Source organism: Afipia carboxidovorans OM5 (assembly GCF_000218565.1).
Taxonomy (GTDB): domain Bacteria; phylum Pseudomonadota; class Alphaproteobacteria; order Rhizobiales; family Xanthobacteraceae; genus Afipia; species Afipia carboxidovorans.
Genome location: NC_015684.1, coordinates 2,226,522 through 2,248,800, shown reverse-complemented (window position 1 = coordinate 2,248,800; position 22,279 = coordinate 2,226,522). Strand labels below are relative to the sequence as shown.

The window sequence follows — 22,279 nt, the reverse complement described above, 5'->3', positions numbered from 1 at the left end:
TTCATGACGACGAACGGTTTCGACATCAACGATCTGAAGCGCCGCATGGATGGTGCCAAGGAATCGCTGAGGTATGAGCTCGGCGGGTTGCGCACGGGCCGGGCCGCGATCTCCATGCTGGAGCCGGTGCAGGTCGAGGCCTATGGCAGCCATATGCCGCTCAATCAGGTTGCAACCGTGAGCGTGCCGGAGCCGCGGCTTCTGTCGGTGCAGGTCTGGGACAAGAGCATGGTGAAGGCGGTCGAGACCGCGATCGTCAACTCGAACCTCGGCCTCAACCCTGCGACCGAAGGGCAGGTGATCCGCCTGCGGATTCCCGAACTCAACGAAGAGCGCCGCAAGGAACTCGTGAAGGTCGCGCATAAATATGCGGAAGCCGCGCGGGTTGCGGTCCGCCATGTCCGGCGCGATGGTCTCGACATCGTCAAGAAGGACAAGATGTCCGAAGACGAGCAGGAGCGCGCATCGGGTGAAATCCAGAAGGTCACCGATGCAGCTATTGCCGATATCGACAAGCTGCTCGCTACCAAGGAAAAAGAAATCCTCACTGTTTGAGAGGGCGCGATGTTAAAGGGCGATCTGCCGCAGACAGGGGCGCCGGCGAATGCCGGATCGCCGCGGCACGTCGCAATCATCATGGACGGCAACGGACGATGGGCGGCTGCGCGCGGATTGCCGCGTGCGGAAGGCCATCGCCGTGGCGTCGAGGCGTTGCGCAAGGTGCTGCGCGCCGCGCATGAACTTGGCATTTCCTATCTCACGATCTTTTCCTTCAGCTCGGAGAACTGGTCGCGCCCGGCGAGTGAAGTCGGCGACTTGTTTGCGCTGCTGCGCCGCTTCATCCGCAATGACCTTGCGAGCCTGCATGGTGACGGCGTCCGCGTCCGCGTGATCGGCGAGCGCGATGGGCTCGAGCCCGACATCAAGGCGTTGCTCGAAGAAGCCGAGGAACTGACGCGCCACAATACCAATCTCACGCTGGTCGTCGCGTTCAACTATGGCTCGCGCCAGGAGATCGCTCACGCCGCGCAGCGGCTTGCGCGGGAAGTGGCCGACGGCAAGCGCGACCCCGCGACGATCACCGCCGACACGCTCGGCAGCTATCTCGACGCACCCGACATTCCCGATCCTGATCTCATCATCCGCACGAGCGGTGAACAGCGGCTGTCCAATTTCCTGATGTGGCAGGCCGCCTATAGCGAACTCGTGTTCGTGCCGACGCTGTGGCCGGATTTCGATAAAGCCGCGCTGGAAGGAGCCATTGCCGAATATGCGACCCGTGAGCGCCGCTTCGGCGGCCTGATCGCAAAGACGGGATCGTGAACGGCACCATGCCGGATTCATCCGCGCCAGCCCCGGCGAAAAGCTCGCGCGACCTCGTGCTGCGCATTGCCGCTGCCGCGCTGCTTGCGCCGCTTGCCCTCATGTTCGTATTTGCGGGCGGCTGGCTGTGGGTGCTGCTTGTCAGCGTGATCGCGATCGGGCTGTTCTACGAATGGCACGAGATTGTCGATCCCGCGCGCAACCCGCGTACCTTTGCCGCCGGAGTTATCGCGCTCGAACTCATCGGTTTGTCGCTGTGGTTCGGCTGGGATGGCATCGCCTGGGCGGCTGCCGTGCTCGGCGTCACGCTGGTCGCCTTCATGGCGACGACGGAGCGGGCGTGGCTCACGGTGGGCTTTGTCTATGCGGCGGCAGCGCTTGCGGCCTCGGCACTGATCCGCCTCGACGGCGCGATGGGTTTTCAGGCGCTGATGTTCACGCTGCTCGTGGTGTGGGCGAGCGACATCGGCGGCTATTTCGCGGGCCGCGCCATCGGCGGGCCGAAGCTGTGGCCGCGCGTGAGCCCGAACAAGACATGGGCGGGTTCGGGCGGCGCCGTGGTTCTGAGCCTCGTGGTTGCGCTCGCCGTCGCCTGGCTCGGCTGGGGACGGCTCGTGCCGGTTCTCATTCTTGCGGTTGCGGTGTCGATCGTGGCGCAGCTTGGCGACCTGTTTGAATCGGCGTTGAAGCGCCGGTTCGGGGTCAAGGATTCGAGCCAGATCATCCCGGGCCATGGCGGGCTTCTGGACCGCCTCGACGGGTTTGTTGCCGCGATTGTTTTCGTGGCGCTGATTGGCTATTTGCGCGCCGGTGCCGATGGTATCGGTCGCGGTTTCATGATTTGGTGATGCGATGAATGCCGTGCCTTTACGTCAAAGTGAGCCGATGCCGCAGGGCGAGCGTGTCGTCACGATCCTCGGCGCCACCGGCTCGATCGGGCAGAGCACGGCCGATCTCGTGCGCCGCGGGCGCGGGCGTTACCGCGTCGAGGCGCTGACCGCGCACAGCAACGTTGCCGAGCTTGCCAAGCTTGCACGCGAGCTCGGTGCGCGGTTCGCTGCGGTCGCCAAAGAGGAATGTTACGCCGAGCTCAAGGCGGCGCTCGCAGGCTCGGGCATCGAAGTCGGTGCGGGCGAGAGCGCACTCGTCGAGGCGGCGCTGCGGCCTGCGAACTGGGTGATGGCGGCGATGAGCGGCGCGGCCGGGCTGAAGCCCGCAATGGCTGCCGCCGGTCGCGGCGAGATCGTCGCGCTTGCGAATAAAGAGTGTCTCGTCTGCGCGGGTGAAGCGTTCATGCGTCACGCGGCAGCGAACAACGCGACCGTGCTGCCGGTCGATTCCGAGCACAACGCGATCTTCCAATCGCTCGGCGCGGGCCGGCGCGAGGATCTCGTGCGCATCATCCTCACCGCATCGGGCGGACCATTCCGCACCGCGACGCGCGAGCAGATCGAAAACGCGACCGTGGAACAGGCGCTCAAGCATCCGAACTGGAGCATGGGCCGCAAGATCACCATCGATTCCGCGACCATGTTCAACAAGGCGCTCGAGATTATAGAGGCGTTCCATCTGTTCGAACTAAAGGCCGACCAGATTGACGTGCTGGTGCATCCGCAGTCGATCATTCACGGACTCGTCGAATTCGCCGACCGTTCGGTGGTGGCGCAGATGGGGGCGCCCGACATGCGCACACCGATCGCGCATTGCCTCGGCTGGCCGCACCGGATCGACGGTCCGGCGACGCAGCTCGATCTGGCGAAGCTGACTCAGCTTACCTTCGAGGCACCGGACCCGGTCCGGTTCCCGGCGTTGCGGCTGGTACGGGAAGCGCTCGTTGCTGGAGGCGCTGCGCCGACCGTGCTCAATGCGGCGAACGAGGTCGCGGTCGCATCCTTCCTCGATCGCAAGATTCCCTTCGGCGGCATCGCACGGCTTGTCGAGGCGACGCTCGAGGCGCTGGTTGCGAAGGGAACGGCGAAGGCGCCGCAAAGCGCTGACGAGGCTTTGGCTGTTGACCATACCGCGCGAAAAACCGCGGCGGCCCTCTTGCCTGAAATTGCCTTAAAGGCATCCTAGAGAGTTGGGGAGCGAGCCCTTCGAGGCTTCGCGCGCGAGGGACGGTTGTGGATTTTTTCCTGAATATCTTCAATACGCTAAGCCACGGTCTGCTCGGCTACATCATTCCCTTTCTGTTCGTCCTGACGATTGTGGTGTTCTTCCACGAGCTCGGCCATTTCATGGTCGCGCGCTGGACCGGCGTGAAGGTCCTGACCTTCTCCTTGGGCTTCGGCCCGGAACTCTTCGGCTTCTTCGATCGCCACGGCACCCGCTGGAAGCTCTCCGCGATCCCGCTCGGCGGCTATGTGAAGTTCTACGGCGACGCCAGCGAGGCGAGTACGCCGGCTTCCGAGATGCTGGCCTCGATGTCCGAGAAGGAACGCCGCGGCAGCTTCCACCACAAGAACGTTGCGCGCCGCGCCGCCATCGTGGCCGCGGGCCCGTTCGCGAATTTCATTCTGGCAATCGTGATTTTCGCTGGTCTGTTCACCTTCTACGGCAAGCCCAACACCTCGGCCCGCGTTGATGCGGTGCAAGCGGACAGCGCCGCCGCGGCCGCCGGCTTCCAGGCCGGCGACGTCGTCACGGCGATCGACGGCGAGGCCATTGCGACCTTCGTGGAGATGCAGCGTATTGTGTCCACCCGGGCCGGCGAGGCGCTCCGCTTCACGGTCAAGCGCGGCGACCGCACCGAGACGCTGACGGCGACGCCCGAACTGCGCGAGGTGAAGGACAACTTCAACAACGTGCACAAGATCGGCGTTCTCGGCATCAGCCGCTCGGCGAAGCCGGGTGAGGCGGCCATCGAGCGGGTCGATCCGGCAACCGGGCTCTGGCTCGGCGTCAAGGAAACCTGGTTCGTCACCAAGAGCACGATTCTCTACATCGGCGACGTTTTCACCCGGCGGGCAGGGGCGGATCAGCTCGGCGGCCCGATTCGAATCGCCCAGATTTCGGGGCAGGTGGCGACCATCGGTATCGCCGCACTGGTTCACCTGACGGCGGTCCTGTCGGTCTCGATCGGCTTGCTGAACCTGTTTCCGATCCCGATGCTCGATGGCGGTCACCTTTTGTTCTATGCGGTGGAGGCCATTCGGGGCCGTCCGCTGTCCGAAAGGTCGCAGGAAATGGGCTATCGGGTGGGGTTGGCGCTGGTCCTGATGCTGATGGTGTTCGCGACCTATAACGACATCCTGCATCTCGCTGGATCGTAACGGTTTTAACACCCGTGGCCGATAGGCAACGTCTTGGTGGGATTTTGGGTTTTCGGTGCTAAAGGACGTTTGCCCGGCTGTTAAAATTGGCTACAAGCGGTGCAATCTTTGGGGAATCTCCCGGCCTTTTCATGGGGTCGGCTTTGGAATGATAAGGGCGCCTGGCGCATGATGGTTGGATTGCGGGGATTGCGGGGCGGCTTGGCTGCTGCCCTGGTTATGTTTGCTGCGCCCGCCGCAACGGTAACTGCCGTCGGTCTTAGCGTGACCGTGGCATCCACGGTCGCTTCGGCCCAGACGGCCTCGTCGATTGTGGTCGAAGGGAACCGGCGAATCGAAGCCGATACGATCCGCTCCTACTTCAAGCCGGGCCCGAGCGGCCGCCTGGACAACGCCGCGATCGACGACGGCCTCAAGTCACTCGTCGGCACCGGGCTGTTCTCCGACGTCCGCGTCGACCATCGTGGTGGCCGTCTTGTGGTCGTCGTGACCGAGAACGCAGTGATCGGCCGCGTCGCCTTCGAGGGCAACAAGAAGGTCAAGGACGAGCAACTCACCGCCGAGGTGCAGTCGAAGCCGCGCGGGGCGCTGTCGCGCGCGACCGTGCAGTCCGATACCCAGCGCATCATTGAGATTTACCGCCACAGCGGCCGTTACGACGTGACGGTGACCCCGGAATACATCGAGCGGCCGAACAACCGCGTCGACCTCATCTTCGTCATCAACGAAGGCAAGAAGACCGGCGTCGAAGCGATCCGCTTCATCGGCAACAACGCGTTCTCGAGTTATCGCCTGCGCGACATCATCAAGACCCGCGAATCGAACATCCTGTCGTTCCTGACCTCGGGCGACGTCTACGATCCAGACCGCGTGGAAGCTGACCGCGATCTTATCCGCCGCTTCTACCTCAAGAACGGCTACGCCGATGTGCAGGTGATCGCCGCGCTCACCGAATACGATCCGTCGGTGAAGGGCTTCATCGTCACCTTCAAGATCGAGGAAGGCCAGAAGTACCGCGTCGGCTCGATCGAGTTCTCCTCGACCATTCCGTCTTTCGATGCCAATGCGCTGCGCGGCCTGTCCCGTGTCAGCGTCGGCTCGGTCTATAACGTCGAGGCGGTTGAAAAGTCCGTCGAGGATATGACGGTCGATGCCTCCCGCCGTGGCTACGCGTTCGCGCAGGTTCGTCCGCGCGGCGATCGCAACTTCGAGAATCACACCGTCTCCATCGTGTTCGAGGTGACGGAAGGCGCTCGCGTCTACATCGAGCGCATCAACATTCGCGGCAACACCCGCACGCGTGACTATGTGCTGCGTCGTGAGTTCGATATCGGGGAAGGCGATGCCTATAACCGTGCGCTGATCGATCGCGCCGAACGCCGCCTGAAGAACCTCGATTACTTCACCACCGTGAAGATCACGCAGGAGCCGGGCTCCTCGCCGGATCGCGTCATCGTCAATGTCGACGTGGAAGAGAAATCGACCGGCGACTTCTCAGTGTCGGGCGGCTACTCGACCGCGGACGGCTTCCTTGCCGAAGTCGGCGTGTCCGAGCGTAACCTCTTGGGCCGCGGCCTCTACGCCAAGGCGTCGGTGCAGTACGGCCAGTACGCGCGCGGCTACACGCTGTCGTTCGTCGAGCCTTACCTGCTCGGCTATCGTGTGGCGCTGGGTCTCGACCTCTATCAGCGCGAGCAGCGTGCCAACCGTTACATCTCGTACAACTCCAAGACGTTCGGCTTCAGCCCGCGCCTCGGCTTCCAGCTTCGCGAGGACCTGTCGCTGCAGGTGCGTTACACGATCTCCTCGCAGAAGATCACGCTGCCGGCTTGGTACACGAACTGTAACAATATCAATCCTGACTTTGTGAACAGCTTCCCGACGTCATTTGGCGTGGGTCCCAACCCTGCGGCAACTACTCCGCCGATTGGCTACACGGGCATGGCAAGCTGCTTTGACGATGGTGAAGCGTCTGTCCCGGTGAAGGCTGGGCTCGCTATGGGCTCGGTGCTGACATCGTCGATGGGCTATACCCTGACCTACAACACGCTCGACAATAACAAGAACCCGACCTCTGGTATTCTTGCGACCTTGGGTCAGGACTTCGCGGGTGTCGGCGGCGATACGCGTTATCTCAAGACCACCGGTGACGTGAAGCTCTATACGCCGATCGTCTCCGACATCGTCGGCTTGATCCACCTGCAGGGCGGTATCCTCAATGGTTGGGGCAATGGCGGCGCGGCAAATGCCGGCAATCCCAATGGCAGCGTCCGTATGCTCGACAACTTCCAGATGGGGCCGAACCTTGTGCGTGGTTTCCAGCCAATGGGCATTGGCCCGCGCGACATGGCTTCGACCACGCAAGATGCGCTGGGCGGCACCAAGTACTGGGGCGCGAGCGCCGAACTGCAGATGCCGTTCTGGTTCCTTCCGAAGGAAGCTGGCCTGAAGGGTGCCGTGTTCGCGGATGCTGGCTCGCTTTGGGGGTATGAGGGCATCACCTCTTACTTGGGTCAAAACGTCGATCTCCAAGGAACGGACACCATGAAAGTCCGTACCTCCGTCGGTGTCGGCCTGATCTGGGCCTCGCCGTTCGGTCCGCTGCGCTTCGACTACGCCGTGCCGATCAACAAGGTGACGGGCGACCGGATCCAGCAGTTCCGGTTCGGTGGCGGTACCTCTTTCTGATCGGGCTTGAGCCACAGCCCGTTTTCATCGAAATTGAAGCGGCCGGATCACCTCCGGCCGCTTGATTTTATGGCCGATCTGGCCCGGACTGCGCTCATTATGACATTTCAGGATAATTCACCCTCAAGGCGGCAGGCGGCATGACGCAGCCGGGCTTTTTCAAACAACCGACCCCGATGACCCTCGGCGAGGTCGCAGCCCTCACCGGTGCGGAGCTTGCCGATCCCACACGGGCTTCCCAGGTCGTCAGCGCGACGGCGACGCTCGATCGGGCCGGGCCGAAGGACCTCGCGTTCTTCGACAAGCGCAAATACGGTGACGAACTGCATCATTCGCACGCCGGCGCGTGCTTTGTGAGTGCGAGCCTGCAGGCAGAGGTGCCTCCGCGCATTGCCGTGCTGCGCGTTGCGCGTCCTTACGAGGCCTTCGTCGAAGTCGCCCGCGCGCTCTATGCGGATACGCTGCGGCCTGCCTCGACCTTCGGTAACGAAGGCATCGCGGAGAGTGCCATCGTCCACCCCGATGCCTTGCTCGAAGATGGCGTGGTGATTGATCCGCTCGCCGTGATCGGCCCCGATGTGGAGATCGGCACGGGCACTGTGATCGGTGCAGGCGCAGTGATCGGTGCGGGCGTCAAGATCGGCCGGAACTGCAGCATCGGGCCGGGGTGCTCGATCCTGCATTGTTACATCGGCAACGACGTCATCATTCATCCCGGCTGCCGGATCGGGCAGGACGGTTATGGCTTCGTCTCCGGGCCGAAGGGCCACCGGAAGGTGCCTCAGCATGGCCGCGTCCTGATCCAGAACGATGTCGAGATCGGCGCGGGGACCACCGTCGATCGCGGCGCGTTGCGCGATACCGTGATCGGCGAGGGCACCAAGATCGATAATCTGGTGCAGATCGGCCATAACGTCGTGATCGGGCGGCGCTGCATCATCGTCAGCCAGAGCGGCGTGGCGGGCTCATCGACGCTCGGCGACGGCGCGGTGCTCGGCGCGCGCGTTGGCGTCTCCGATCATGCCACCATCGGGGCCGGCTCGATGCTTGCCGCGCGCTCGAGCGTCGTCGGCGAGGTGCCCGCGAACGTCAAATGGGGCGGCTCGCCCGCCAAGCCGATCAAGCAGTTCTTTCGCGAGTTGTTCGAGGTCGAGCGGCTCGGCCGCGAGGGCCTCAACGGCGGCAAGTCGAAACCGCCGCGTGCGAGTGAAGAAGGATAACAACAATGGAAGCTCAAGCGCCGATACGCTTGGAGACGGTGGATATCGCCACCATCATGAAAACCCTGCCGCACCGCTATCCCTTTCTCCTGATCGACCGGGTGGTGGATATCCGGACTGATTTCTCCGGGATCGGCGTCAAGAACGTCACGGTGAACGAGCCGTGCTTCCAAGGGCACTTTCCGAACCGGCCGATCTATCCCGGCGTGCTGATGATCGAGGGCATGGCGCAGACCGCGGGCGTCATCGGCATGCTGTCGACCGAGACCGAGCGGCCGACGGCGGTTTATTTCCTCACCATCGACAATTGCAAGTTTCGCAAGCCGGCGGGACCGGGCGACGTGATCGAGTATCACCTCCGGCTCATCAACCGGAAGCGCGCGATGTGGTGGTTTCACGGCGACGCCAAGGTGAACGGCGTGACCGTCGCCGAAGCCGACGTCGGCGCCATGCTGGCGGATTGAGCGATGGCGAAGATCGATCCTTCCGCACGCGTCGAATCCGGCGCCGTTCTCGCCGCTGACGTCACCATCGGCCCGTTCTGCACGGTGGGCCCGCATGTCGTGATCGGCGCGGGCACAACGCTGATCTCGCACGTGCATGTCGCGGGTGCGACGACGATCGGCGAAAGCTGCACGGTTTATCCGTTCGTTTCGCTTGGCACCGCGCCGCAGTCGACCGGTTACAAGGGCGAGCCGACGAAGCTTGTGATCGGCAATAACTGCACGATCCGTGAAGGCGTGACGATGAATCTCGGCACCGTCTCCGGCGGTGGCGTCACCACCGTGGGCGACCGCGGCTTCTTCATGAACAACTCCCATGTTGGTCACGACTGCCATGTCGGCAACGACGTGATTTTCGCGACGTCCGCGACGCTCGGCGGCCACTGCATTGTCGGAGATTTCGTGTTTATCGGCGGGTTGTCCGCGGTGCATCAGTTCGCGCGCATCGGCTCGCAGGTGATGATCGGCGGCATGTCCGGCGTCACCTACGACATCATCCCCTATGCCATCGCCAACGGCCAGCGTGCGCATCTCGAAGGCCTGAACGTCGTCGGCATGAAGCGGCGCGGCTTCACTCATGCGCGGATGAAAGCCGTGCGCGGCTTCTATCAGAAGCTGTTCTTCGGCTCCGGTGTTTTTGCCGAGCGGCTCGCCGCGCTGCAGGGCGAGCGCGAGAGCGATCCTGCAATTGCCGATATCCTCGACTTCATCGCGGCTGATCGGCACCGCTCGCTGTCTATTCCCATGGCTCACGCCGAGCAGTCGTGATCGGACATCGCGATGACCGATCAAACCGACAATGCCAAGCCGGTCGGATTGATTGCAGGAGGGGGCACGCTTCCCTTCGCGCTGGCGGATAGCCTCCGCGCGCGCGGCCGTGTGCCGGTGCTGATCGGTCTCAAGGGATACTGCGACCCCCAGCGCATCGCAAACTATCGCCACCATTGGTATTCGGTCGGTCAGTTCGGCAGCATCATGAGCGCGCTGCGCGATGAAGGCTGCTCCGACATTACGTTTATCGGCACGCTGGTGCGGCCGGCATTGCGCGATCTGCGGTTCGATTGGACGGCGGTGCGGCTGATCCCGCGCATTCTGCGGGGCCTGCGCGGCGGCGATGACCATCTTCTGTCCGCAACTGCGCGGGTATTCGAGCAGGGCGGCTTTCGCGTGCTCGGCGTGCGTGAGCTTGCACCCGACCTTCTGATGCCGGTTGGTTGCCTCACCAGCACGCAACCTGATGCCGCGAGCCTTGCCGATGCGGTGACCGGCCGTGCACTGCTCCAGGCCATCAGCCCGTTCGATGTCGGCCAGGCTGCCGTCGTCATCGACGGCCATGTCGTCAGCATCGAGGATATTGCGGGCACGGATGCGTTGCTTGCGCGGATCAAGGAATTGCGCGCGAGCGGACGGCTACGTGCCAAGCCCGGCCGCGGTGTGCTCGTCAAGGCACCGAAGCAGGGGCAGGATCTGCGGCTCGATCTGCCCGCGCTCGGGCCCGTCACCGTCAAGGGCCTCATTGATGCTGGGCTTGCCGGTATGGCGGTGGCGGCCGGGCATTCCGTCGTCGCCGAGCCGCAGGCGATGGTGGCGGCCGCGGATGCCGCCGGGCTCTTCATCGTCGGGCTGGATTCCTGACGATGGCGCAGGCAACCGGGACGCCGCGCAAGTTCTTCCTGATCGCCACGGAATCTTCGGGCGATCATCTCGGCGCGGCACTGATGGCGGAGTTGCGGCAGCGGTTCGGTGCTGACGCGCAGTTCGTTGGCATTGGCGGTCGCGAGATGGAAGGCGAAGGCCTCGCCACGCTGTTTCCGATCGGTGATCTTGCGATCGTCGGACTTTCCGCCGTTGCGCGGCAGTTGCCGATGCTGTTGCGGCGCATTCGCGAGGCGACTGCGGCGGTGCTGCAGGCGCGGCCCGACATTCTTGTCATCATCGACAGTCCCGATTTTACCCATCGCGTCGCAAAGCGCGTGCGCAAGGCGGACCCGTCGATCCCGATTGTCGATTACGTTTCGCCGTCGGTCTGGGCGTGGCGTCCCGGCCGCGCCAAGGCGATGGCACGTTACGTCGATCATGTTCTGGCACTGCTGCCGTTCGAGCCGGAGGAGCATCGCAAGCTCGGCGGGCCTGCCTGTACCTATGTCGGCCATCCGCTGATCGAGCGGCTTGCGACGCTGTGCCCCGATGCGCAGGAGACTGAGCGACGACAGTCGCCGCCACCCGTGCTGGTGCTGCTGCCGGGCAGCCGTCGCGGCGAAATCCGCAACCACATGGCGGTGTTCGGCGAAACGCTGGCCGCGCTGAAGGAGCGGGGCGTTGTGGTGGACGCGGTGCTGCCGACCCTTCCGCATCTCGCGGACATGGTGCGCGAGGCGGCCGCGCAATGGCCGGTCGCGCCGCGCATCGTTACCGGCGAGGCGGAAAAGCGCGCGGCGTTCCGCAGCGCGCGTGCAGCACTTGCGAAGTCTGGCACCGTCACGCTCGAACTCGCGCTCGCCGGCGTGCCAATGGTCACGCTTTATCGTGGCACGGCGATCGAAGCCTGGGTGGCGCGGCGCGTGGTGCGCGTGCCGTCGATCATTCTCGCGAATCTCGTGATCGGCGAGAACGTCGTGCCTGAATTCCATCAGGAAGAGTGTACCGCCGCGAATCTTGTACCGGTGCTGCGGGATATTCTGAGTGACACGGCTGCGCGAAAGCGCCAGCTTGAGGCTTTTGCAAAGCTCGACAAGATCATGGATACCGGCGCGTGCTCACCGAGCGAGATCGCTGCCGATGTGGTGATCGACGTGCTCGGTAAGCGCAAACCGCACAGATAAGCGTTTCCACGACAAGAAATCGCAATCATCTACCGGAAACGGTTGAATTTCACCTGAACTGATTGCGCTGATGTGGTAAATGCACGCATCATTCATTCCGTACGATATATTTTCTGATCGAGCTCAAACAATCAAAGCACAAACTGATTACAGTGCGCGTGCGCGCGATCGAACGCGCGCCAACCAAAGTTGGTTAAGCAAAAATAAATACATAAAATATATCACGACAAATGCTGAGGAAGGTCGCACGCGTCATCATACATGTGATTCTGTGCGAGACTTTATGAGGGCTGGGAATGCGGAAGAACTTTCCGGTGACGACAGACGAATATCCCGTCACCGATGAAACGCTGATTGTCTCAAAGACGGATCTCAAGGGAAAACTCACTTACGTCAATGCGGATTTCATCGACGCGGCTGAGTACACGTCGGAAGAATTGCTTGGGAAGCCGCACAATATCGTTCGCCATCCGGATATGCCGGAAGAGGCGTTTGAAAATCTCTGGGACACGCTGAAGGCAGGAAAGCCCTGGCTCGGCGCGATCAAGAACCGCCGCAAGAACGGTGGATTCTATTGGGTGCTCGCCACGGCGTCGCCCGTTCACGAAAATGGACAGCTCGTCGGTTACGCATCGGTGCGGACCAGACTTCCGGCTGACCAGCGCGCGCAGGCCGAGGAGGCTTATGCCGCGATCCGCGAGAAGAAGCCGCATCGCTATCGCATCGATGCCGGCGTGATCCGCAAGCGCTCCGTCTTTGACCGCTTTTCGATCTTCACGCGCACGCTGACGGCGCGGCTCACCACGATGATTGCCATTCAGATGATCGTGCTGGGCGTCCTCGGCGTCTGGAGCGTCATCGGTCACGGCATGTCGGGATTGGTGATGGCCGGGCTCGCCGGTGTCGGTATGCTGGCCAGCGCCATTGTCGGCCGCCAGACGGTTCGCGCCATTCAGGGGCCGATGCAGCATTTGAATGACGTGCTGCGGAATCTGGTTCAGGACAAATTCGACAACCGGATCGAAATCAAGCGCGATGACGAGATCGGCGAAGCACTCCGCAATCTGCAGACGGTGCAGACCGTCATCCGCTTCAGCCGCACGGAAGTCGAGGCAACCCAGCGCCGGTCGAGTGCCGAGCGGCGTGCGGACATGGCACGGGTTGCGGATGCGTTCGAGTCCGCAATCGGCGAGATCGTTGCGGCCGTGGCTTCGTCCGCGACCGAACTCGAAGCCTCTGCCACGACGCTTGCTTCCACTGCCGATGGCGCGCAGGAGTTCGCCTCGCGCGTCGCCACCGGATCGAACGAGGCCTCATCCAGTGTCAGTTCGGTTGCTACCGCGACGGAGGAAATGACTTCGTCGGTGCAGGAGATCGGCCGGCAGATGCAAGACTCTGCCAGCATGACGAGTGCCGCCGTCGAGCAGGCTCATTCGGCAACGCAGCGCGTCAGCATGCTGTCGAGCGCAGCAGCCCGGATCGGCGACATCGTCGAGATGATCAACAACATTGCGGGTCAGACCAATCTTCTGGCGCTCAATGCGACGATCGAAGCGGCGCGTGCTGGCGACGCCGGCCGTGGATTCTCCGTGGTGGCCTCGGAGGTCAAGGCGCTGGCCGAGCAGACCGCGAAGGCGACCGGCGAGATCGGGCGGCAGATCAATGACATTCAGGGCGCCACCCACGAGTCCGTTGCAGCGATCAACGAGATCAGCAGTTCGATCGAACGGCTGTCTGAAATCTCGGCGGCAATCGCATCGGCCATCGAGGAGCAGGGCGCGACCACGCATGAAGTTGCCCGTAACGTGCAGCATGCCGCGGAAGGTGCACAGCAGGTGACCTCGAATATTGGCCATCTGCAACGCGGCGCGGTAGAGACGGGGACGGCATCGTCGCAGGTGCTGTCGGCTGCACGCGAGCTCGCGCAAGACAGCCAGCGTCTCAAGCTCGAAGTGGACAAGTTCCTGAACTCAGTCCGCGCGGCCTAGAGCGTTTTCGTTCTTAATGGAAACGAGATCTGTCCTTGCCGGGCTTGACCCGGCAATTCATCTTCTTAAGGAGATTTTTCTTTTTAGATGGATGCGCGGGTCAAGCCCGCGCATGACGGTTCCGAGTAAACCTAAAACGCTCTAAGCGGCATCCGATCGCTACGGGTACCCCTAGGCACAAGGCAAAATCTCTAAATAAAAATGGCCAGAGATTTTCTCCGGCCATTTTGCGTTCTGATGTCTGACGATTACTTGCGCTTGTCGAGCGGCACGTAATCGCGCTTGGTCGCGCCGTTGAAGAGCTGGCGCGGGCGGCCGATCTTCTGCTGCGGATCCTCGATCATCTCGCTCCACTGGCTTATCCAGCCGACGGTGCGGGCGACAGCGAACAGCACGGTGAACATCGAGGTCGGGAAGCCCATCGCCTTCAGCGTGATGCCCGAATAGAAATCGACGTTCGGATAAAGCTTGCGCTCGATGAAATACGGATCGTTCAGCGCGATCTTCTCGAGCTCCATCGCGACGTGCAGGAGCGGGTCGTCGCCGTGGCCCATCTCCTGAAGAACCTGGTGCGCGGCCTTCTGCATCAGTTTGGCGCGCGGATCGTAGTTCTTGTAGACGCGGTGGCCGAAGCCCATCAGGCGGACGTTGGAGTTCTTGTCCTTCACCTTGGCGATGAATTCCGGAATCTTGTCGACGGTGCCGATCTCGGCCAGCATCGCGAGTGCGGCCTCGTTGGCGCCGCCATGCGCGGGGCCCCACAGGCAGGCGATGCCTGCCGCGATGCAGGCGAACGGGTTGGCGCCTGAGGAGCCTGCGATGCGCACGGTCGAGGTCGAGGCATTCTGCTCGTGGTCGGCGTGCAGGATGAATATCTTGTCGAGTGCGTCGGCGAGAACCGGGTTGACCTTGTATTCCTCGCACGGCACCGCGAAGCACATGTGCAGGAAGTTCTCGGCGAAGTGCAGCCGGTTCTGCGGATAAACGAACGGCTGGCCGATCGAATACTTGTAGGCCATCGCGGCGAGCGTCGGCACCTTGGCGACCATGCGCATCGAGGCGACCATGCGCTGGTGCGGATCGTTGATGTCGGTCGAGTCGTGATAGAACGCGGCGAGGGCACCCACGGAAGCGACCATCACGGCCATCGGGTGCGCGTCGCGGCGGAAAGCCTGGAAGAAGCGCGCCATCTGCTCGTGCACCATGGTGTGACGAGTCACGCGCTTGTCGAAATCGTCCTTCTGCGCCTGGGTCGGCAGTTCGCCGTACAGAAGAAGGTAGCAGGTCTCGAGGAAGTCGCCGTGTTCGGCGAGTTGTTCAATTGGATAGCCGCGATACTGGAGAATGCCGGCGTCGCCGTCGATGTAGGTGATCTTCGACTGACAGCTCGCCGTGGAGGTGAAGCCCGGATCGTAAGTGAACATTCCGGTCTGGGCGTAGAGCTTGCTGATGTCGATGACATCCGGCCCGACGGTGCCGGCGAGGACAGGTAAGTTGACGCTTTTCTCGTCGATGGTGAGCGTCGCTGTTTTCTCGTTGGATTTTACATCCATCGTGGATCCCCCGATGTTTTTCTTGGCATTAAACGAGGGGGCGGACGAAGCCCGGCGGAACCCTCGAAAAGCTCGGCGAAAGGGGTAACGTATTGCTATGTGCACTGCAAGATGGCGGCCCTAGGCCTTGGTAGGGTCATGCCGCCTGATCTTGCAGCCGTGCCAGCGCATCGTCGCGCCCCAGAACCGCCAGAACGTCAAAAATACCGGGCGAGGTCGTGCGTCCAGTCAGCGCCGCACGCAGCGGCTGTGCGACCGCACCGAGTTTCAGGTTGTTCTTCTCTGCATAGGCGCGCATGGCGGCCTCGGTATTCGCGGCGTTCCAATCGGTGACGTTGGCGAGGCTGCTGCGAAGCTCGCCCAGCAACGCACGCACCTGCGGCGTCAGAACGGCGCTCGCTTTCGCATCCAAGGCAAGCGGCCGGTCAGCAAAGATGTAGGCAGCGCTGTCGATGAGCTCAAGCAGCGTCTTGGCGCGTTCTTTCAGGCCTGGCATGGCCTGCAGCAGTTGCGCGCGCGTGGTGTCGTTGAGTTTCGCTTGCAGAGCAGGGCCTTGCGGCAGGAACTGAAGGATGTCCTCGAAGGCCTTCACGAGTTCGGCGTCGCCCGACGCGCGCATGTAATGGCCGTTCAGGTTTTCGAGCTTGGCGAAATCGAACCGCGCGGCGGAGCGGCCGATGCCGGAGAGCTCGAACGCCTCGATCATCTCGGAAGTGGAAAATATTTCCTGATCGCCGTGGCTCCAGCCGAGCCGCACCAGATAGTTGCGCAGCGCTGCCGGGAGGTATCCCATGGTGCGGTAGGCCTCGACGCCAAGCGCACCGTGACGTTTAGAAAGCTTCGAACCGTCCGGCCCGTGGATCAGGGGGATATGCGCCATGGTCGGGACGGTCCACCCCAGCGCATCGTAGATATGCTTCTGGCGCGCGGCATTGATCAGGTGATCGTCGCCCCGGATGACATGGGTCACGCCCATGTCATGATCATCCACCACTACGGCGAGCATGTAGGTCGGCGTGCCGTCGGAGCGCAGCAACACGAGGTCGTCAAGGTTCTCGTTCTGCCAGACCACGCGACCCTGCACCTGATCCTCGATCACGGTCTCGCCGGTCTGCGGCGCCTTGAGGCGGATCACCGGCTTGACGTCGGCCGGCGCCTCGGAGGGATCGCGATCGCGCCAGCGGCCGTCATAGCGCACGGCGCGGCCCTCGGCCCGTGCCGCCTCGCGCATTTTCGTCAGCTCTTCGGGCGTCGCGTAACAGCGATAGGCCTTGCCCTCGGCCAGAAGCTGCTCGGCCACCTCGCGGTGACGCGCCGCGCGGCTGAACTGATAGATCACCTCGCCGTCCCATTCGATGCCGAGCCAGTTCAGGCCATCGAGAATGGCCTTGATCGCCGCGTCGGTGGAGCGCTCGCGGTCGGTGTCCTCGATCCGCAGCAGCATCTTGCCGCCCTGCTTGCGGGCGTAGAGCCAATTGAACAGAGCGGTGCGCGCGCCGCCGATGTGGAGGAAGCCGGTCGGAGAGGGCGCAAAGCGGGTGACGACGGGTTCGGTCATTTCGGGTGGTTCAATCGCTCTCGGAGGGGGTGGTTGGGCGGCGGTTTTAGGGCCCTCGGCGCGCCTTTATCATACTGCCAGCAGGCTGTCTCATCGTCCTGGCGAAAATGCTGGTCTGGTTGACGAAACCTCGTCGTGTCCCGGGCGCGATGCAGCGCGTCAGCGGTGCGTCGCAGAACCGGGACCGTTCGGGAGATTCCGCATGGGATGGCCCCGGCTCTGCGGAGCGTCGTTGCACGCCGCACCGCGTCCGGGGGCATGTGCCTCGACCCTCTCCCCGCATAAGAGCGTTCACGCTCATCTTCGACGAGCTATGCGGGAGAGAGAGCGCCCCCTTGGCGCGGCGGCGCGGATTTGGCACATAAGGCGCAACGTGAAAGGGCGAAAATGACTGACGAATCGACGCCGGACGTGGGCCGCGACTTCATCCGCGATATTGTGGCGGCGGACCTGGAATCCGGGAAGCACAAGGGCGTCGTGACGCGCTTTCCGCCGGAGCCCAACGGCTACCTGCATCTCGGCCATGCCAAGTCGATCTGCCTGAATTTCGGCATCGCCGAGGAGTTCGGCGGGCGCTGCCATCTGCGCTTCGACGACACCAACCCGGCCAAGGAAGAGCAGGAATTCATCGACGCCATCCAGCGCGATGTCCGCTGGCTCGGCTTCGACTGGGGCGAGCACCTGCATTTCGCGTCCGACTATTTCGAGCAGCTTTACGCTTGGGCGCAGGAGCTGATCCGCGCCGGCAAGGCCTATGTCGACGACCAGTCGGCGGAGGAGATCCGGCTGACTCGCGGCACCCTGACCGAGCCGGGACAGAACAGCCCGTTCCGCGACCGCTCCGTGGCAGAGAACCTCGACCTGTTTGCGCGGATGCGTGCAGGCGAATTCCCGGACGGCACCCGCGTGCTGCGCGCCAAGATCGACATGAGCTCGGGCAACATCAACCTGCGCGATCCAGTGCTCTACCGCATCCTGCATGCGCACCATCCGCGCACCGGCAAGGCGTGGAGTATCTATCCGAGCTACGACTTCGCGCACGGCCAGTCGGACTCAATCGAGCACATCACGCATTCGATCTGCACGCTGGAGTTCGAGGATCACCGGCCGCTCTACGACTGGTTCCTCGACAATCTCCCGGTGCCATCGCATCCGCGCCAGTACGAATTCGCGCGGCTCAACATGACCTACACGCTGCTGTCGAAGCGCGTGCTCACCGGTCTGGTCCGCGAGGGGCACGTCTCCGGCTGGGACGACCCGCGCATGCCGACGCTCGCGGGCCTGCAGCGGCGCGGCGTCCCGGCAGAGGCGCTGCGTGATTTCGTCAAACGCATCGGCGTCGCCAAGGCGAACTCGACCGTCGATATCGGCATGTTCGATTTCGCGGTTCGCGAGACGCTGAACCGCACCGCGCCGCGCCGTATGGCGGTGCTGCGACCGCTGAAGGTGGTGATCGAGAATTATCCGGAAGGCGAGGTCGAGGAGCTCGAGGCGATCAACCATCCTGACGATCCAGCACAGGGTACGCGCAAGATTCCGTTCGGTCGCGAACTCTACATCGAGCAGGACGACTTCATGGAGGAGCCGCCGAAGAAGTTCTTCCGCCTCGCGCCGGGGCGCGAGGTGCGGCTGCGCTACGCCTATTTCATCACCTGCCGCGAGGTGATCAAGAACGCGGCGGGCGAGGTGGTCGAACTGCGCTGCACGTATGATCCGGCGACACGGGGCGGCAATGCGCCGGACGGCCGCAAGGTGAAGGCGACCATTCATTGGGTCAGCGCGGCGCACGCGGTGTCGGCGGAAGTGCGGCTCTACGACAATCTGTTCGCCACGCCGCAGCCGGAGCCGGGCAATTTCGCCGCGCAGCTCAATCCGAACTCGCTTGAGATTCTGACGGACAGTAAGGTCGAGCCCGCGTTCAAGAACGATGCAGCGATTGGCGCGGTGCAGTTCGAGCGGCAGGGCTATTTCGTCCGTGATCGCGACTCGACGCCGGAGCGGCTGGTGTTCAATCGCACCGTCGGCCTGCGCGACAGCTACGCCAAGGTCGCCGCGGCAGGATAAGGGTCGCTGGGTGCATGCCCCGGATGCCGCGTAGCGCGCAGCGGTGCGCTGCTGATCCGGGGCCGTTCCGGACTTCGAATGTGGGACGGTCCCGGTTCTGCGAAGCAGCGTTGTACGCTGCATCGCGCCCGGGACATGCTTTAACTCCCGGATCGTCATGGCCGGGACAAGCTCGGCGATGATAGTGCAGGGGCCTAAGTATGCTCCGCTCTTCACCTCTCCCCGCAGGCGGGGCGCGGGAGCTCGCTCAGCCAATACAGATTCCCCATCCGTTCCCTGTCGGGGCCTAATCCCGTCCGCTAGCATGGCGGCAGGGCAGCCGACACACGAGCGGCGGTATGACGGACGGGGGCTGGGAGCAGAAGCGGTCGCGCGCGGGCAGGGCCATCGCATGGCCGCCGCGCGAGACGGAGGCGACGTCTGCCGTTTTTCCTCTCAGCCCGTGGCGCTCTTTCCTTGAGACAATCTCTGGCTGGATGCGCGCCGAGGCTGGCCCCGGACGGCTGCTGCCCTGGATTCCGATCGCGTTCGGTGCAGGCATCGCAGTCTATTTCACCGCCGCACGTGAGCCGGTGGCGGCCATCGTGGTGCCGGTCGCGGCGGGCGCCTGCGTCGTCGCATTTCTCGTGCGGCGTCACGCATTGTTTCCGATCCTCGCGCTCTTTGCAGCGATGCTTGCGGGCTTTGCCACCGCGACGCTGAAGACCGCGCGTGTCGCGCATCCCGTGCTGCTTGCGCCGGTCGGCATGGCGACGCTGGAGGGTTTCGTCGAGACGCATGAGGAACGCGAACGCACCGACCGCTTCGTGCTGCGGATCACGAAGATCGACGCGCGCGGTGCGCCGCATCTTGAGCGGGTGCGGCTCTCGGTGCGCAAGGGTACCGCACCCGCGGTCGGCCAGTATGTCGCCCTGAAGGCGCGACTGTTGCCGCCGCTGCGGCCGTTGCGCCCGGGTGGTTACGACTTCGCGCGCGATATGTATTTCCAGGGCCTGGGCGCCTCCGGCTTCGTGCTCGGCGCGATCAAGCTTACTGACGCGCCGCAAGAGGGCGACCTGATGCTGCGCTACTGGACCGCCGTGCAGGGCATGCGTGACGGCGTCGATGCTCGCATCCGCACAGTGCTGTCTGGCGACGAGCGCGCGATTGCGACCGCGCTTCTCACCGGGCGGCGGGATGCGATCTCCGCGCCGGTCAACGATGCACTGTTCGTCTCCGGGCTCGGTCATGTGCTGTCGATCTCGGGCTATCACATGGCGGTCGTTGCGGGCGTGGTGTTCTTCGCGATCCGCGCATTGCTGGCATTGAGCGTAACGCTCAACACGCGTTGTCCGATCAAGAAATGGGCGGCGGCCGCGGCGCTTGTTGCGGCGGCGTTCTATCTTCTCCTATCGGGTGCGGAAGTTGCGACCCAGCGCGCCTTTGCGATGACGGCGCTGGTGCTGATAGCCGTCATGGTGGACCGCCGCGCGATTACTTTTCGTACCCTCGCACTCGCTGCCATGCTGGTGCTGCTGATTGCGCCGGAAGCGCTGGTGCATCCGAGTTTCCAGATGTCGTTTGCCGCAACGCTCGCGCTCGTGATGCTTGCGCAGAACGGATTGCCGGGCTGGTTCACCGACAACGATGGCGCGCTTGGCCGCTTCGCCGCGTGGGGCGGGCGCGAATTGTTTGTGCTGGCCGCCGCATCCTTCGTCGCGGGCCTTGCGACCACACCGTACGCGGCTTTTCACTTCCACCGGATCGCGCCCTACGGTGTGATTGCCAACCTCGTGGCGATGCCGGTGGTGTCCGTGCTGGTGATGCCCGCGGGCCTTCTCGGTATCGTTGCGATTCCCTTCGGGCTCGATAGTCTGTTCTGGCAACTGATGGATGTCGGTATCGACTGGATGATCGCGGTGTCGCAATGGGTCGTGGCGCTGCCGGGCGCGTTCGGCCGCGTTCATGCCTTCGGCGTCGGATCGCTTCTCGTCATCAGCGCCGGCATTATCGTGTTAGGTCTGTTGCGTACGCCACTGCGCTGGGCGGGTGCAGCATTGATCGGTGGTGGTATCCTTCTCGCGGCGCAGGCGACACCGCCGGATGTTCTGATCGCGCGAGATGCCGCAAGCGTCGCGGTGCGCGGCAGGGACGGGCAATTGCGCATCATGCCCACGGCGAAGAATGCATTCGTCGCCCGCGAATGGTTGGCGGCCGATGCCGATGCGCGCGTAACGACGGACCCGAGCCTCACGCTGGGCGTATCGTGCGATGCGACGGGGTGCGTAGTCGAAGGCAAGGGCGGCGACCTCGTTGCGCTGGCGCATTGGCCTGAGGCGCTGACGGATGATTGCGCGCGGGCAAAGATCATCGTGACGTCCCACGCCGTGCCGGCCGATTGTGCTGCGCGGATCTTCGATCGCGATAGCCTGCGGCAGCTCGGCGGCATGGCGCTGGTCCGAACGGACGACGGCTACAGGATGATCGCAGGCGAGCCGCAGGGCCTCGACCGGCCATGGGCACCGGCAATTGCGGTGGAGGTCTCAGGCGTGCACCGCCGTGCGGAGCAAGCGGCGATACCTGTCGATGCAACGCCCGCGGAGGCTGACCGGCAAGCTGACGACTAGGTGGCGGTCGTCCCGCGCACGATTGCGAGCACGTCCGCACCGCTCACCGGGCGGTCGGCGGGCAGAGCAAAAAAGTCGCCCGGCAGTTGCAGCGCGCGGTCGAGCAGCGCGCGATATTTTCTCCGCGGAACTTCGGTCGCGCCGAGACTGCGCAGGTGGTCGGTGACGAATTGCGTATCGAGCAGCGTAAAGCCGCCAATGATCAGCCGTGCCGCAAGGTGGACGAGCGCGACCTTGGAGGTATCGCGGCTGCGATGGAACATGCTCTCGCCGAAGAACGCGCCGCCAAGCGAGACGCCGTAAAGTCCACCCGCGAGATCGTCGCCATCCCACGCCTCGATGCTGTGGCAATGGCCGATCTCGAAAAGCCCGCTGTAGAGTTTACGGATGCGGTTATTGATCCAGGTGTCCTCACGTCCCGGCGCTGGCGCGGCGCATTCGCCGAGAACGCGCTCGAAGGCAGTATCGATCGTGATGCGATAACGGTCGGAGCGCACGGTGCGGGCAAGGCGGGAGGAGATGCGCAAGGCTTCGAGCGGGAAGATGCCGCGCTGCTCGGGCTCGACCCAGAACAGGCCGGGGTCGTCGGCGCTTTCCGCCATCGGAAAGATGCCGCAGGCGTAGGCGCGCAGCAGCACCTCGGGCGTGATCTCGGAAGCGGCGGAGTCGCGTGAGCTCATGC

The 22,279-nt window shown here is 63.5% G+C and carries 17 protein-coding genes; 14 read left to right on the top strand and 3 right to left on the bottom strand.

Translation table 11 applies throughout. From position 1 onward, the window contains the following. Window positions 1-3 precede the first annotated feature (3 nt). The 12 genes from frr to OCA5_RS10330 all read left to right on the top strand — a co-directional run bounded on the left by frr (window position 4) and on the right by OCA5_RS10330 (window position 13,816). Window positions 4-555: a ribosome recycling factor gene (gene frr / locus OCA5_RS10385; RefSeq protein ID WP_012563106.1), complete on the top strand. Its 552-nt coding sequence runs from the start codon at window positions 4-6 to the stop codon at window positions 553-555. Between the two features lie 9 nt (window positions 556-564). After that, window positions 565-1,323, top strand: coding sequence for an isoprenyl transferase (locus OCA5_RS10380; protein WP_012563107.1), 759 nt, complete (start codon window positions 565-567; stop codon window positions 1,321-1,323). Window positions 1,324-1,331: 8 nt separating this feature from the next. After that, window positions 1,332-2,171: a phosphatidate cytidylyltransferase gene (locus tag OCA5_RS10375; protein WP_042200967.1), complete on the top strand. Its 840-nt coding sequence runs from the start codon at window positions 1,332-1,334 to the stop codon at window positions 2,169-2,171. A gap of 4 nt (window positions 2,172-2,175) precedes the next feature. Beyond that, window positions 2,176-3,399 carry a 1-deoxy-D-xylulose-5-phosphate reductoisomerase gene (gene dxr, locus OCA5_RS10370; protein ID WP_012563109.1) on the top strand — a complete coding sequence of 408 codons (1,224 nt, stop codon included), beginning with the start codon at window positions 2,176-2,178 and terminating at the stop codon, window positions 3,397-3,399. Window positions 3,400-3,446: 47 nt separating this feature from the next. After that, window positions 3,447-4,595, top strand: coding sequence for an RIP metalloprotease RseP (gene rseP, locus OCA5_RS10365; protein WP_012563110.1), 1,149 nt, complete (start codon window positions 3,447-3,449; stop codon window positions 4,593-4,595). A 168-nt stretch (window positions 4,596-4,763) separates the two neighbouring features. Then, window positions 4,764-7,283: an outer membrane protein assembly factor BamA gene (gene bamA, locus OCA5_RS10360; RefSeq protein WP_013913152.1), complete on the top strand. Its 2,520-nt coding sequence runs from the start codon at window positions 4,764-4,766 to the stop codon at window positions 7,281-7,283. A gap of 140 nt (window positions 7,284-7,423) precedes the next feature. Beyond that, window positions 7,424-8,503, top strand: a complete 1,080-nt coding sequence (gene lpxD, locus OCA5_RS10355) for a UDP-3-O-(3-hydroxymyristoyl)glucosamine N-acyltransferase (protein ID WP_013913151.1) — start codon at window positions 7,424-7,426, stop codon at window positions 8,501-8,503. Between the two features lie 5 nt (window positions 8,504-8,508). Continuing rightward, window positions 8,509-8,967 (top strand): 3-hydroxyacyl-ACP dehydratase FabZ, encoded by a 459-nt coding sequence (gene fabZ / locus OCA5_RS10350; protein WP_012563113.1) that lies wholly within the window; start codon window positions 8,509-8,511, stop codon window positions 8,965-8,967. Between the two features lie 3 nt (window positions 8,968-8,970). Continuing rightward, complete coding sequence (gene lpxA / locus OCA5_RS10345) at window positions 8,971-9,774, top strand: acyl-ACP--UDP-N-acetylglucosamine O-acyltransferase (RefSeq protein ID WP_012563114.1); 804 nt, start codon at window positions 8,971-8,973, stop codon at window positions 9,772-9,774. A gap of 12 nt (window positions 9,775-9,786) precedes the next feature. Then, window positions 9,787-10,641: an LpxI family protein gene (locus tag OCA5_RS10340; RefSeq protein ID WP_012563115.1), complete on the top strand. Its 855-nt coding sequence runs from the start codon at window positions 9,787-9,789 to the stop codon at window positions 10,639-10,641. Between the two features lie 2 nt (window positions 10,642-10,643). Continuing rightward, window positions 10,644-11,828, top strand: coding sequence for a lipid-A-disaccharide synthase (gene lpxB, locus OCA5_RS10335; RefSeq protein ID WP_012563116.1), 1,185 nt, complete (start codon window positions 10,644-10,646; stop codon window positions 11,826-11,828). A 296-nt stretch (window positions 11,829-12,124) separates the two neighbouring features. Next, window positions 12,125-13,816: a methyl-accepting chemotaxis protein gene (locus tag OCA5_RS10330; protein WP_012563117.1), complete on the top strand. Its 1,692-nt coding sequence runs from the start codon at window positions 12,125-12,127 to the stop codon at window positions 13,814-13,816. A gap of 248 nt (window positions 13,817-14,064) precedes the next feature. Here OCA5_RS10330 and gltA read toward each other — a convergent pair whose 3' ends face one another. Together gltA and gltX are read right to left on the bottom strand one after the other, a co-directional pair. Beyond that, window positions 14,065-15,369 (bottom strand): citrate synthase, encoded by a 1,305-nt coding sequence (gene gltA, locus OCA5_RS10325; protein ID WP_012563118.1) that lies wholly within the window; start codon window positions 15,367-15,369, stop codon window positions 14,065-14,067. Window positions 15,370-15,505: 136 nt separating this feature from the next. Then, entirely contained in the window at window positions 15,506-16,927 is a 1,422-nt protein-coding gene (gltX, locus tag OCA5_RS10320) for a glutamate--tRNA ligase (protein ID WP_012563119.1), read from the bottom strand. Window positions 16,928-17,314: 387 nt separating this feature from the next. Between gltX and OCA5_RS10315 the strand changes: the two genes are divergently transcribed. Both OCA5_RS10315 and OCA5_RS10310 read left to right on the top strand, forming a co-directional pair. Beyond that, window positions 17,315-18,991 (top strand): glutamine--tRNA ligase/YqeY domain fusion protein, encoded by a 1,677-nt coding sequence (locus tag OCA5_RS10315; protein ID WP_012563120.1) that lies wholly within the window; start codon window positions 17,315-17,317, stop codon window positions 18,989-18,991. Between the two features lie 338 nt (window positions 18,992-19,329). Beyond that, on the top strand, window positions 19,330-21,597 hold the full coding sequence (locus OCA5_RS10310; RefSeq protein ID WP_013913150.1) for a ComEC/Rec2 family competence protein: 2,268 nt from the start codon (window positions 19,330-19,332) through the stop codon (window positions 21,595-21,597). Here the strand turns inward: OCA5_RS10310 and aat are convergent. Continuing rightward, entirely contained in the window at window positions 21,594-22,277 is a 684-nt protein-coding gene (aat, locus tag OCA5_RS10305; RefSeq protein WP_012563122.1) for a leucyl/phenylalanyl-tRNA--protein transferase, read from the bottom strand. The genes OCA5_RS10310 and aat overlap by 4 nt on opposite strands. Window positions 22,278-22,279 lie beyond the last annotated feature (2 nt).

Excerpts from the sequence above, each read along its gene's own strand:
- frr (WP_012563106.1), top strand. The coding sequence starts at position 4 with ATGACGACGAACGGTTTCGACATCAACGATCTGAAGCGCCGCATGGAT.
- OCA5_RS10380 (WP_012563107.1), top strand. The coding sequence starts at position 565 with ATGTTAAAGGGCGATCTGCCGCAGACAGGGGCGCCGGCGAATGCCGGA.
- OCA5_RS10375 (WP_042200967.1), top strand. The coding sequence starts at position 1,332 with ATGCCGGATTCATCCGCGCCAGCCCCGGCGAAAAGCTCGCGCGACCTC.
- dxr (WP_012563109.1), top strand. The coding sequence starts at position 2,176 with ATGAATGCCGTGCCTTTACGTCAAAGTGAGCCGATGCCGCAGGGCGAG.
- bamA (WP_013913152.1), top strand. The coding sequence starts at position 4,764 with ATGATGGTTGGATTGCGGGGATTGCGGGGCGGCTTGGCTGCTGCCCTG.
- lpxD (WP_013913151.1), top strand. The coding sequence starts at position 7,424 with ATGACGCAGCCGGGCTTTTTCAAACAACCGACCCCGATGACCCTCGGC.
- fabZ (WP_012563113.1), top strand. The coding sequence starts at position 8,509 with ATGGAAGCTCAAGCGCCGATACGCTTGGAGACGGTGGATATCGCCACC.
- lpxA (WP_012563114.1), top strand. The coding sequence starts at position 8,971 with ATGGCGAAGATCGATCCTTCCGCACGCGTCGAATCCGGCGCCGTTCTC.
- OCA5_RS10340 (WP_012563115.1), top strand. The coding sequence starts at position 9,787 with ATGACCGATCAAACCGACAATGCCAAGCCGGTCGGATTGATTGCAGGA.
- lpxB (WP_012563116.1), top strand. The coding sequence starts at position 10,644 with ATGGCGCAGGCAACCGGGACGCCGCGCAAGTTCTTCCTGATCGCCACG.
- OCA5_RS10330 (WP_012563117.1), top strand. The coding sequence starts at position 12,125 with ATGCGGAAGAACTTTCCGGTGACGACAGACGAATATCCCGTCACCGAT.
- gltA (WP_012563118.1), bottom strand. The coding sequence starts at position 15,369 with ATGGATGTAAAATCCAACGAGAAAACAGCGACGCTCACCATCGACGAG.
- gltX (WP_012563119.1), bottom strand. The coding sequence starts at position 16,927 with ATGACCGAACCCGTCGTCACCCGCTTTGCGCCCTCTCCGACCGGCTTC.
- OCA5_RS10315 (WP_012563120.1), top strand. The coding sequence starts at position 17,315 with ATGACTGACGAATCGACGCCGGACGTGGGCCGCGACTTCATCCGCGAT.
- OCA5_RS10310 (WP_013913150.1), top strand. The coding sequence starts at position 19,330 with ATGACGGACGGGGGCTGGGAGCAGAAGCGGTCGCGCGCGGGCAGGGCC.
- aat (WP_012563122.1), bottom strand. The coding sequence starts at position 22,277 with ATGAGCTCACGCGACTCCGCCGCTTCCGAGATCACGCCCGAGGTGCTG.